Source organism: Microbacterium sp. C5A9 (genome assembly GCF_022627955.1).
In the GTDB taxonomy this organism is placed as follows: domain Bacteria; phylum Actinomycetota; class Actinomycetes; order Actinomycetales; family Microbacteriaceae; genus Microbacterium.
The window spans coordinates 504,145-515,904 of sequence record NZ_JABXGD010000002.1 but is presented as its reverse complement, the minus strand read 5'-3'; the positions used below and the strand labels follow the sequence as shown (position 1 = coordinate 515,904).

The 11,760-nt window shown below is 68.1% G+C and carries 8 protein-coding genes; all 8 read left to right on the top strand.

Annotated elements, in window-relative coordinates; all coding sequences use genetic code 11:
- The 8 genes from HWD99_RS05725 to pyk all read left to right on the top strand — a co-directional run bounded on the left by HWD99_RS05725 (nucleotide 1) and on the right by pyk (nucleotide 11,753).
- Nucleotides 1-246, top strand: a complete 246-nt coding sequence (locus tag HWD99_RS05725; RefSeq protein WP_241795261.1) for a DUF6704 family protein — start codon at nucleotides 1-3, stop codon at nucleotides 244-246.
- Nucleotides 246-1,022 (top strand): indole-3-glycerol phosphate synthase TrpC, encoded by a 777-nt coding sequence (gene trpC, locus HWD99_RS05720; protein WP_241795260.1) that lies wholly within the window; start codon nucleotides 246-248, stop codon nucleotides 1,020-1,022. The genes HWD99_RS05725 and trpC overlap by 1 nt, the downstream gene beginning before the upstream one ends.
- Complete coding sequence (gene trpB / locus HWD99_RS05715; protein WP_241795259.1) at nucleotides 1,019-2,287, top strand: tryptophan synthase subunit beta; 1,269 nt, start codon at nucleotides 1,019-1,021, stop codon at nucleotides 2,285-2,287. The genes trpC and trpB overlap by 4 nt, the downstream gene beginning before the upstream one ends.
- Nucleotides 2,284-3,087, top strand: coding sequence for a tryptophan synthase subunit alpha (trpA, locus tag HWD99_RS05710; protein ID WP_241795258.1), 804 nt, complete (start codon nucleotides 2,284-2,286; stop codon nucleotides 3,085-3,087). Before trpB ends, trpA begins: the two co-directional genes overlap by 4 nt.
- 10 nt (nucleotides 3,088-3,097) lie before the next feature.
- Nucleotides 3,098-4,126, top strand: coding sequence for a prolipoprotein diacylglyceryl transferase (gene lgt / locus HWD99_RS05705; protein ID WP_241795257.1), 1,029 nt, complete (start codon nucleotides 3,098-3,100; stop codon nucleotides 4,124-4,126).
- 135 nt (nucleotides 4,127-4,261) lie between these two features.
- Complete coding sequence (gene gltB / locus HWD99_RS05700) at nucleotides 4,262-8,785, top strand: glutamate synthase large subunit (RefSeq protein WP_241795256.1); 4,524 nt, start codon at nucleotides 4,262-4,264, stop codon at nucleotides 8,783-8,785.
- On the top strand, nucleotides 8,778-10,244 hold the full coding sequence (locus HWD99_RS05695) for a glutamate synthase subunit beta (RefSeq protein WP_241795255.1): 1,467 nt from the start codon (nucleotides 8,778-8,780) through the stop codon (nucleotides 10,242-10,244). Before gltB ends, HWD99_RS05695 begins: the two co-directional genes overlap by 8 nt.
- Before the next feature lie 57 nt (nucleotides 10,245-10,301).
- Nucleotides 10,302-11,753 (top strand): pyruvate kinase, encoded by a 1,452-nt coding sequence (gene pyk / locus HWD99_RS05690; RefSeq protein ID WP_241795254.1) that lies wholly within the window; start codon nucleotides 10,302-10,304, stop codon nucleotides 11,751-11,753.
- Nucleotides 11,754-11,760: the final 7 nt, after the last annotated feature.

Genomic DNA, 11,760 nt, shown 5'->3' with positions numbered 1-11,760 from the left:
ATGACCAACCCGATCGCTGACCCCGGCCACGGACACTCGCCTGCTGCCTGGACGGCCGTGATCATCATGCTCGCCGGCTTCACGCTCGGCACGCTGGCTTTCTGCCTCGCCGAGTTCAGCCCGATCTGGGTCACCCTGGTCTGGGTGTTCGCCGCGCTGATCCCGATCGGCGCGCTCGTCGGCTGGGCGCTGGCCAAGGCCGGCTACGGCGTGAAGGGCCCCAAGTACCAGCCGAAGGCGCACTAGTGGTCCTCGCCGACCTCACGGCCGGCGCAGTCGCAGACGCTGAGCGTCGCGCTCTCACCCGGCCCCTCGCCGAGGTCGAACGCGACGCTCTGGCGCGCCCTGCCGCCAAGGACGCCGTCGCCGCACTCGCCCGCGCGGACCGCGTGAAGGTCATCGCCGAGGTCAAGCGCGCAAGCCCGTCGCGCGGCGCACTGGCCGAGATCCCCGATCCGGCGCTCCAGGCCTCGCTGTACGAGACCGGCGGTGCGTCGGCGATCAGCGTGCTCACGGAGGAGCGGCGGTTCGGCGGCAGTCTCGCCGATCTCGAGGCGGTGACCGCCCGTGTGTCGCTGCCCGTCCTCCGCAAGGACTTCATCGCGACCCGCTACCAGGTGCTCGAGGCTCGCGCCGCGGGTGCCGACCTCGCCCTGCTCATCGTCGCGGGCATCGAGCCCGCGGTGCTCCGCGACCTGTTCGCGTTCATCACCGAGCTCGGGATGACGCCGCTGGTCGAGACGCACTCCGCCGATGAGCTCGAGGCCGCGATCGATCTCGGCGCTCCGTTGATCGGCGTGAACGCCCGTGATCTGAAGACCCTCGAACTCGATCGCGACCTGTTCGGCCGTCTGGTCGACCGCATCCCCGACACGGCCGTCAAGATCGCAGAGTCGGCCGTGCTCACGCCCGCTGACGTCGCCCACTACCGCTCCGCGGGTGCCGACGTCGTCCTGATCGGAGAAGCCCTCGTCACGGGCGACCCGGTCGCCACACTGAAGAGTTTCCTGGAGGTCCAGTGAGTCTGCGCGATCAGCACGGCCCGTTGTTCGGCGAGTACGGCGGGCGGTACATGCCCGAATCGCTGATCGCCGCGATCGACGAGCTCACCGTGGCGTACCAGGAGGCGATCGCCGATCCGGCCTTCCGCTCCGAGCTGGCGGGTCTCCTCAGCTCGTACGCGGGCCGTCCCTCACCGCTCACCGAGGTGGCTCGGTTCGCAGAGCACGCCGGCGGCGCGCGCATCTTCCTCAAGCGCGAAGACCTCAATCACACGGGGTCGCACAAGATCAACAACGTGCTGGGGCAGGCGCTCCTGACGAAGCGCCTCGGCAAGACCCGGGTGATCGCTGAGACGGGCGCCGGGCAGCACGGCGTCGCCACCGCGACCGCCGCCGCGCTCTTCGGCCTGGAGTGCACGATCTACATGGGCGAGGTCGACACCGAGCGTCAGGCGCTCAACGTGGCCCGCATGCGCCTTCTCGGCGCCGAGGTCGTCGCGGTGACCTCCGGCTCGCGCACCCTGAAGGATGCGATCAACGACGCGTACCGCGACTGGGTCGCCACGGTCGAGACCACCAACTACATCTTCGGCACCGCAGCGGGTCCGCATCCCTTCCCTGCGATGGTGCGCGACTTCCAGAAGATCATCGGCGAAGAGGCGCGTCAGCAGCTCCTCGACGAGGTGGGTCGGCTCCCCGACGCCGTCATCGCCTGCGTCGGCGGCGGCTCCAACGCGATCGGCATGTTCGACGCGTTCCTCGACGACGACGGGGTCAGGCTCTACGGGGTCGAGGCAGCAGGCGACGGCGTCGACACGCCCCGGCATGCCGCGTCGATCGAGCGCGGACGTCCCGGCATCCTCCACGGCGCGAAGACCTACGTGCTTCAGGACGTCGACGGCCAGACCGTGGAGTCGCACTCGATCTCCGCCGGTCTCGACTACCCCGGCGTCGGCCCGGAGCACTCCTGGCTCGCCGACATCGGGCGCGCCGAGTACATCCCGGCGACGGACGACGAGGCCATGCAGGCACTGCGGCTCCTCAGCCGCACCGAGGGGATCATCCCGGCCATCGAGTCGGCGCACGCACTCGCCGGTGCGCTGCGTCTGGGTCGCGAGATGGGACCGGATGTGCTCCTCGCGGTGTGCCTGTCCGGACGAGGCGACAAGGACATGGACACCGCCGCGCGCTACTTCGACCTGTACGACGCCGAGGCGCTCGAGCACGACGTCGATGACGAGAGCGCGGCCGAGAAGGCGGCGTCGAAGGGGGAGCCCGAACTATGAGCCGGGTAGAGCAGGCCATCGCCGCCGCGCACGACGCAGGCCGCAGCGCGTTCATCGGCTACCTCCCGGTCGGTTTCCCCGACCTCGACACGAGCATCCGTGCGGCCATCACCCTCGCCGAGAACGGCGTCGACATCATCGAGCTCGGCCCGCCGTACAGCGACCCCGTGATGGACGGCGCCGTGATCCAGGAGGCCACCACCGCTGCTCTGGCCAACGGCTTCACCATGAAGGACCTGTTCACCGCGGTCCGCGCGATCACCGAGGCGACCGACGTTCCCGTGCTCGTCATGACGTACTGGAACCCGGTGTTCCAGTACGGCGTCGATCGCTACGCCGACGATCTGCTCGCCGCCGGTGGCGCCGGTCTCATCACTCCCGACATCACGCCCGATGTCGCAGGGGACTGGATCGCCGCGAGCACGAGGACCGGCCTCGACCGGGTGTTCCTCGCTGCACCGACCTCGACCGACGAGCGGCTCCGTCTCGTGGTCGAGTCGTCGACGGGATTCATCTACACCGTCTCCACCATGGGCATCACGGGGGAGCGCGCAGAACTCGACCGGGCCGCACGGACCCTCGTGGGGCGCCTGCGCGAGCAGGGAGCCTCCCGTGCCTGCGTCGGCATCGGCATCTCGACCGCCGAGCAGATCGCGGGCGTCTCCGAATACGCCGACGGCGCGATCGTCGGCACCGCGCTCGTCCGCGCCCTTCGCGACGGCGGCCTCCCGGCCCTCGCCGAAGTCACCCGAAACCTGGCCGTCGGCACGTCTTCGGCGCGCCCCGTACACGAGAACTAGAATCGCACTCATGTCCCTCGCGCTCCACAGCACCTTCAGCGGCGTGCTCGCCAGCATCCCGAGCCCCCCGGTCTCCTACATCGACCTCGGCCCGCTCCGGATCCACTTCTACGCGCTCTGCATCATCGCCGGCATCATCGCGGCCGTGCTGCTGACCAACCACCGCCTCACCCGGCGGGGGGCAGAGCCGTGGGTCGTGATCGACATCTCGATCCTGGCCGTGCCGCTCGCGATCATCGGCGCGCGCATCTTCCACGTGCTCACGCACCCGAACTTCTACTTCGGCGAGGGCAAGAACACCTGGAACCCGTTCGAACCGGGTTCGGTCTGGGCGATCTGGGAGGGCGGGATCGCGATCTTCGGCGCCCTGATCGGCGGTGCGGTGGGCGCCTACCTCGGCTGCCGCTGGACCGGCATCCGCTTCTGGACCTTCGCTGACGCGTTGGCGCCCGGTCTGCTCCTCGCTCAGGCGATGGGACGCTTCGGCAACTGGTTCAACCACGAGCTGTTCGGCCTGCCGACCGACCTGCCCTGGGGGCTGGAGATCGAATCCGACAACAGCGCCTTCCCGCCCGGACTCCCCGAGGGCACGCTCTTCCACCCGACGTTCCTCTACGAGGTGATCTGGAACGTCCTCGGCGTGATCGTGCTGCTCTGGCTGAGCCGCAAGGCGACCGCGTTGCAGTGGGGAAAGCTGTTCGCGATCTACCTCATCTGGTACAGCGCCGGTCGCGTCGTCTGGGAGTCGATCCGCATCGATCCGAGCGAGATCATCCTCGGACTGCGCAGCAACGTCTGGGCCTCGATCATCGGCATCATCGTGGGTCTCGCGATCCTCGTCGTGCAGTCGCGTCGTCACCTCGGTCTCGAGCCGTCGCCGTACCAGCCGGGTCGCGGACGGAACGATCTGGCCGCTGATGTAGAATCGCAGGACAATACCTCCGATTTCGTGGACCTGAGTGAGCCTCCGTCCGAAGAAGTCACCGCAGGAGCCAGCGCCACAAGCACCGCTCCCACGGACACGGAAAGCTCCCGATAGCAGACCGGTCCGTGAGGACCCCATCGCATCCACCCGGCCAATGACGTCCCCGGGTCATCCGAAGATCTGAGGACGGTACAGGTGTATTTTCAGCCTCCGTACGGCGCATCCGGCGCTTACCCCCCGAAGCAGGGCATGTACAATCCGGCGTTCGAGAAGGACGCCTGCGGCCTGGCGATGGTCGCGACCCTTCGCGGCGAGCCCGGCCACGACATCATCGCGCTGGCGCTCGAAGCGCTCCGCAACCTCGAGCACCGCGGTGCGATCGGCTCCGACGCCGGCACCGGCGACGGAGCCGGCATCCTGACGCAGATGCCGGATGCGTTCCTGCGCGCGGTCACCGATTTCGAGCTGCCCCCGGTCGGCGAGTACGCCGCGGGTCTGGCATTCCTCCCGCGTGATTCCAGTGAGCGCCGTCAGCAGAAGGCGGGGATCGAGAAGATCGCGCGCGGCGAGGGCCTGCGCGTCCTCGGATGGCGCGAGGTCCCGACCGTCAACGACAACCTCGGCAAGCTCGCCGACGAGGCGCGGCCCGCGTTCGAGCAGCTCTTCGTGAGCGCCGGGGGAGCCACGCACGCGCAGGCACCCCTCACCGGCATCGCGCTCGACCGTGTCGCCTACCGCCTGCGCAAGCGCGCCGGCCACGAACTCGGCGCCTACTTCGTCTCCCTCTCGGCCCGCACGCTCGGGTACAAGGGAATGGTCACGACTCTTCAGCTCGAGCCGTTCTACCCCGACCTGCAGGACGAGCGGTTCATGTCCGAGCTCGCCGTCGTGCACTCGCGCTATTCGACCAACACCTTCCCGTCGTGGCCGCTCGCCCAGCCGCTGCGCATGCTCGCCCACAACGGCGAGATCAACACGGTGGGCGGAAACCGCAACTGGATGCGCGCACGTCAGTCGCAGCTCGAATCCGAGCTGCTCGGCGATGTCGCACCCCTGCTGCCGATCTGCACCGACGGCGCCAGCGACTCGGCATCCTTCGACGAGGTGCTCGAGCTGCTGACCCTGACCGGTCGCAGCCTGCCGCACGCCATCATGATGATGGTTCCCGAGGCATACGAGAAGCAGTCCGACATCTCTCCCGAGCTGCGGTCCTTCTACGAGTACCACTCGAACCAGATGGAGCCGTGGGACGGCCCGGCGGCGCTCATCTTCACCGACGGCACACTCGTCGGCGCGACGCTCGACCGCAACGGCCTGCGCCCCGGTCGCTGGACCGAGACGACCGATGGACTCATCGTCATCGGATCCGAGACCGGCGTGCTCACGTTCGAGCCCGAGCGCATCAAGCGTCGCGGCCGCCTGCAGCCCGGCAAGATGTTCCTCGTCGACACCGCACAGCGGCGCATCATCGAAGACGAGGAGATCAAGCACGATCTCGCCACCATGCACCCGTGGCAGGAGTGGCTGGATGCCGGAGCCGTCCGGCTGGCGGACCTGCCCGAGCGCGAGCACATCGTGCATCCACCGGCATCGATCACCCGCCGCCAGCGCACCTTCGGCTACACCGAGGAGGAGATCCGCATCCTGCTGACTCCGATGGGGCAGAACGGCATCGAGCCGCTCGGCGCCATGGGGTCGGACACGCCGATCGCCGTGCTCAGCAAGCGTCCTCGCCTGCTCTTCGACTACTTCACGCAGCAGTTCGCGCAGGTCACGAACCCGCCGCTGGACTCGATCCGCGAAGAGGTCGTCACGAGCCTGAAGCTCGGTCTCGGTCCTGAGAGCAACCTGCTGTCGTGGGGTCCGGACCACACGCGCACCGTGTCGCTCGACTTCCCGGTGATCGACAACGACGAGCTCGCCAAGATCCGACACATCGACAAGGCGCTGCCCGACCGTTCGAGCGTCACCATCCGCGGGCTCTACCACTTCGACGCCGGCTCGAACACGCTCGAGCAGCGCCTCACCGAGATGTGCGCCGAGGTCGACGAGGCCATCGCGCAGGGTGCCGAGTTCATCATCCTGTCCGACCGCGACTCGAACAAGGATCTGACTCCCATCCCGTCGCTGCTCATGGTGTCGGCGATCCACCACCACCTGATCCGGCGTGAGAACCGCATGAAGGTCGGTCTGATCGTCGAGGCCGGTGACGTCCGCGAGGTCCACCACGTCGCGACGCTGATCGGCTACGGCGCATCCGCCGTCAACCCCTATCTCGCGATGGAGACGGTCGAGCACCTCGTGCGCACCGGATACATCACGGGCATCAGCCCCGAGAAGGCCGTCCGCAACCTGATCTACGCGCTCGGCAAGGGCGTGCTGAAGATCATGTCGAAGATGGGCATCTCCACCGTGTCGTCGTACGCCGGCGCGCAGGTGTTCGAGGCCGTGGGTCTGAGCGAGGAGTTCATCGACAAGTACTTCACGCGCACCGAGTCGAAGCTCGGCGGCATCGGCATCCAAGAGATCTTCATCGAGAACCAGGCGCGTCACGACTACGCCTATCCCGAAGACGAGGCGGCACGCGCACACGAGCGTCTGTGGACCGGTGGCGAGTACCAGTGGCGCCGCGACGGCTCGCCGCACCTCTTCAGTCCCGAGACGGTGTTCAAGCTGCAGCACTCGACGCGCGAGCGCCGCTACGACGTCTTCCGCGAGTACACGCGGCTCGTCGACGACCAGGCGGCCGAGCTCAAGACGCTGCGCGGACTCTTCAAACTCCGCACGGGCACGCGCAAGCCGGTCCCGATCGACGAGGTCGAGCCGGTCTCGTCGATCGTCAAGAGGTTCTCGACGGGTGCGATGAGCTACGGCTCCATCTCGAAAGAGGCGCACGAGACTCTCGCCATCGCGATGAACCGCATCGGGGGCAAGTCGAACACCGGTGAGGGCGGAGAGGACAACGACCGTCTCGTCGACCCGGAGCGGCGCAGTGCCATCAAGCAGGTCGCCTCCGGACGCTTCGGCGTCACGAGCCTCTACCTGACCGAGGCCGACGACATCCAGATCAAGCTCGCACAGGGGGCGAAGCCCGGCGAGGGCGGCCAGCTCCCGCCGCAGAAGGTCTACCCGTGGGTGGCCCGCACGCGTGGCGGAACGCCCGGCGTGGGGCTCATCTCCCCGCCGCCGCACCACGACATCTACTCGATCGAAGACCTCAAGCAGCTCATCTTCGACCTCAAGAGGGCCAACCCCGAGGCGCGTATCCACACCAAGCTGGTCAGCCAGTCGGGCATCGGCGCGGTGTCGGCGGGTGTCGCGAAGGCGCTCAGCGACGTGATCCTCGTCTCCGGTCACGACGGGGGCACGGGCGCCAGCCCGCTCAACTCCCTCAAGCACGCCGGAACGCCGTGGGAGCTCGGCCTCGCCGAGACGCAGCAGACGCTCATGCTCAACGGCATGCGCGACCGCGTGGTGGTGCAGGTCGACGGCCAGCTGAAGACCGGGCGCGACGTCATCATCGGCGCGCTGCTCGGGGCCGAGGAGTTCGGTTTCGCGACCGCACCCCTGGTCGTGAGCGGCTGCATCATGATGCGTGTCTGCCACCTCGACACCTGCCCCGTCGGCGTGGCCACCCAGAACCCGGTGCTGCGGGAGCGGTTCAGCGGCAAGCCCGAGTTCGTCGTGAACTTCATGGAGTTCATCGCCGAAGAGGTGCGCGAGCATCTGGCCGAGCTCGGATTCCGGTCGATCGACGAGATCGTCGGTCGTGCCGAACTCATCGAGGTGGATGCCGCTGTCGACCACTGGAAGGCCGAGGGACTCGACCTGAGCCCGGTGCTCGACGGTCCGGCGTTCCCTGCCGGTGAGCCGCGTCGCAGCGGGCGCACGCAGGACCACGAGCTCGAGAAGCACTTCGACGTGCAGCTGATCGACATCGCGAAGAACGCGCTGCTGAACGGCGAACCCGTCGTCGCCGAGCTCCCGATCGCGAACACCGAGCGCGCCGTCGGCACGATGCTGGGCCACCAGGTCACCTCGCGGCACGGTGCGGCGGGTCTGGCCCGCGGCACCATCGATGTCACACTGCACGGCACGGCCGGTCAGTCGCTGGGCGCCTTCCTCCCGTCCGGGATCGTCCTGCGTCTCGAGGGCGACTCGAACGACTACGTCGGCAAGGGGCTGTCGGGCGGCGACATCTCGATCCGCCCGCCGCGTGGCTCGACGATCGTGCCGCACGAGAACGTCATCGCGGGCAACGTCATCGGCTACGGCGCGACGTCGGGGACCATGTTCCTGTCGGGCGTGGTCGGTGAGCGTTTCCTGGTGCGGAACTCCGGTGCCACCGCCGTCGTCGAGGGCGTGGGTGACCACGCGCTGGAGTACATGACGGGCGGCGTCGCGGTGATCCTCGGTTCCACCGGTCGCAACCTCGGCGCAGGCATGTCCGGGGGAGTGGCGTACATCCGCTCGCTGGACACCGGCAAGATCAACGCGCAGTCGCTCAGCAGCGGAGAGCTCCTCCTCGAGCCGCTCGACCGCGCCGATCTCGAGGTGCTCCGCAGCCTGATCGCCGAGCACGTGGAGCGGACGGCATCGCCGCTCGGCTCCGACATCCTGGCGCGATTCGAAGAGATCGCAGGCCAGTTCACGAAGGTGCTTCCGCGCGACTACGCCGCTGTGCGCAGCATGCGCGATGAAGCAGTCGCCGAGGGGATCGACCCCGACGGCGACATCGTCTGGAACCGCATCCTGGAGGTGACCGGTGGCTGATCCCAAAGGCTTTCTGAAGGTCACGGAGCGTGAGCTTCCCAAGCGTCGCCCCGTCCCCGTCCGCATCATGGACTGGAAAGAGGTGTACGAACCGGGCGACCAGGCGGTCCTGCGCCGCCAGGCCAGCCGCTGCATGGACTGCGGCGTGCCGTTCTGCCACTCCGGATGCCCCCTCGGCAACCTGATCCCCGAGTGGAACGATCTGACGTGGCGTGGCGAAGGCCGCGCCGCGATCGACCGCCTGCACGCGACCAACAACTTCCCGGAGTTCACGGGTCGTCTGTGCCCCGCGCCCTGCGAGAGCGCCTGCGTGCTCGGCATCAACCAGCCGCCCGTGACGATCAAGCAGATCGAGGTCTCGATCATCGACGAGGCCTTCGCCAAGGGCTGGGTCGAGCCGCAGCCTCCCGCGCGTCTCACCGGCAAGACGGTGGCCGTCGTCGGGTCCGGCCCGGCGGGCCTCGCCGCCGCGCAGCAGCTGACCCGCGCCGGGCACACCGTCGCCGTCTTCGAGCGCGATGACCGCATCGGCGGACTGCTCCGCTACGGCATCCCCGACTTCAAGATGGAGAAGGGGCAGCTCGAGTCCCGACTGCGTCAGATGCAGGAGGAGGGCACCCGCTTCCGTGCCGGCGTCGAGATCGGCAAGGACATCTCCTGGGCCGACCTCCGCGCCCGGTACGACGCGGTCGTGGTGTCGACCGGCTCGACGGTTCCTCGCGACCTCTCGATCCCCGGCCGCGACCTCGACGGCGTGCACTTCGCCATGGAGTACCTCGTCGAGTCGAACCATGCGGTTGCCGGCGACAAGGTCACCGAGCAGATCACCGCCGAGGGCAAGCATGTGATCGTCATCGGCGGCGGCGACACCGGTGCCGACTGCATGGGCACGGCCCACCGCCAGGGTGCCCTGAGCGTCACGAACCTCGCGATCGGCAAGCAGCCCGGCACCGAGCGGCCGGGGCACCAGCCCTGGCCGATGATGCCGACGGTGTTCGAGGTGCAGTCCGCCCATGAAGAGGGTGGCGAGCGCGTGTTCCTCGCGTCGACGGTCGAGTTCCTCTCGAACGACGTCGGAGAGGTGCGGGCGCTGCGCGTCGCGGAGACCGAGTACATCGACGGCCGTCGTGTGCCCAAGAGCGGCACCGAGCGCGAGATCCCCGCGGATCTGGTCCTGATCGCGATGGGCTTCACCGGCCCGGAGCAGGACGGTTTCACCGACGACGTCCGCCCGCAGATGACCGATCGCGGTGCCTTCCAGCGCGCGGACAACTACGAGTCGACGGTTCCTGGTGTGTTCGTGGCCGGCGATGCCGGTCGTGGTCAGTCGCTGATCGTCTGGGCCATCGCCGAAGGCCGTGCGGCCGCAGCGAACGTCGACCGCTTCCTCATGGGGACGACCGTGCTGCCCGAGCCGGTGCGCCCTCACGAAGTCGCTATCGGCCTTCAGCCCGCGTAGGCTGAGCCGCGGCACCGTCGCCTGAGTTCTAATCCCCCCTCTACCCTGGAGAATCTGTTGAGACGCGCGAAAATCGTCGCCACCCTGGGCCCCGCCACTTCCACGTACGAGACCGTGCGTGCACTCATCGACGCCGGCGTGGACGTCGCCCGTCTGAACCTCAGCCACGGTGACTACTCCGTGCATGAGAACAACTACGCGAACGTCCGTCGCGCAGCCGACGACGCCGGTCGTGCCGTCGCCATCCTCGTCGACCTGCAGGGGCCGAAGATCCGCCTCGGCAAGTTCGAGGCCGGCCCCTACGAGCTGGCCAAGGGCGACATCTTCAAGATCACGACCGAGGACATCATCGGCAACAAGGACATCTGCGGCACGACGTTCAAGGGCCTTCCCCACGACGTCAAGCCGGGGGACTTCCTGCTCATCGATGACGGAAAGGTGCGCGTCGAGGTCGTCGAGACCGACGGCGTGACCGTCACGACGAAGGTCATCGTGGCCGGAGCCGTCTCCAACAACAAGGGCATCAACCTGCCCGGCGTGGCTGTCAACGTGCCCGCGCTGAGCGAGAAGGACGAGGATGACCTCCGCTGGGGTCTGCGCATCGGCGCCGACCTCATCGCCCTCTCGTTCGTGCGCAACGCGGCCGACGTCAGCCGCGTGCACGAGATCATGGCGGAAGAGGGCGTCAAGGTCCCCGTCATCGCCAAGGTCGAGAAGCCGCAGGCCGTCGATGCTCTCGAGGAGATCGTCGACGCGTTCGACGCGATCATGGTGGCCCGTGGCGACCTCGGCGTCGAGCTTCCGCTCGAGGCCGTGCCGATCGTCCAGAAGCGCGCGGTCGAGCTCGCGCGTCGTATGGCGAAGCCGGTCATCGTCGCGACCCAGATGCTCGAGTCGATGATCAACAGCCCCGTGCCCACGCGCGCCGAGACGTCCGACGTCGCGAACGCCGTGCTCGACGGCGCCGACGCCGTGATGCTCTCGGGCGAGACCAGCGTGGGAGACTACCCGGTCGTCGTCGTGGAGACCATGGCCCGCATCATCGAGTCGACCGAGGAGCACGGCCTCGAGCGCATCGCGCCTCTGACGACCAAGCCGCGCACCCAGGGCGGTGCGATCACCCTCGCCGCTCTCGAGGTCGCCGAGTTCGTCGAGGCGAAGTACCTGTGCGTCTTCACCCAGTCGGGTGACTCCGCCCGCCGCCTGTCGCGTCTGCGCTCGCGCATCCCGATGATCGCCTTCACCCCGGAGCCCGGCATCCGCCGCCGCATGGCCCTCACCTGGGGCATCCAGTCGAACCTCGTCGACATGGTGCAGCACACCGACCTGATGTATCTGCAGGTCGATGACTATCTGCTCAGCAACGGTCTCGCGGCCGAAGGCGACAAGGTCGTCGTGATCTCCGGATCCCCTCCCGGAATCGTCGGCTCGACCAACGACATCCGCGTCCACAAGGTGGGCGATGCCGTCAACGGCGCCGCTCCCATCTACAAGGAGGCGACCGTCTGATCGGACG

Coding starts and splice junctions, on each gene's coding strand:
- trpA (WP_241795258.1), top strand. CDS start 2,284: ATGAGCCGGGTAGAGCAGGCCATCGCCGCCGCGCACGACGCAGGCCGC.
- lgt (WP_241795257.1), top strand. CDS start 3,098: ATGTCCCTCGCGCTCCACAGCACCTTCAGCGGCGTGCTCGCCAGCATC.
- gltB (WP_241795256.1), top strand. CDS start 4,262: ATGTACAATCCGGCGTTCGAGAAGGACGCCTGCGGCCTGGCGATGGTC.
- HWD99_RS05725 (WP_241795261.1), top strand. CDS start 1: ATGACCAACCCGATCGCTGACCCCGGCCACGGACACTCGCCTGCTGCC.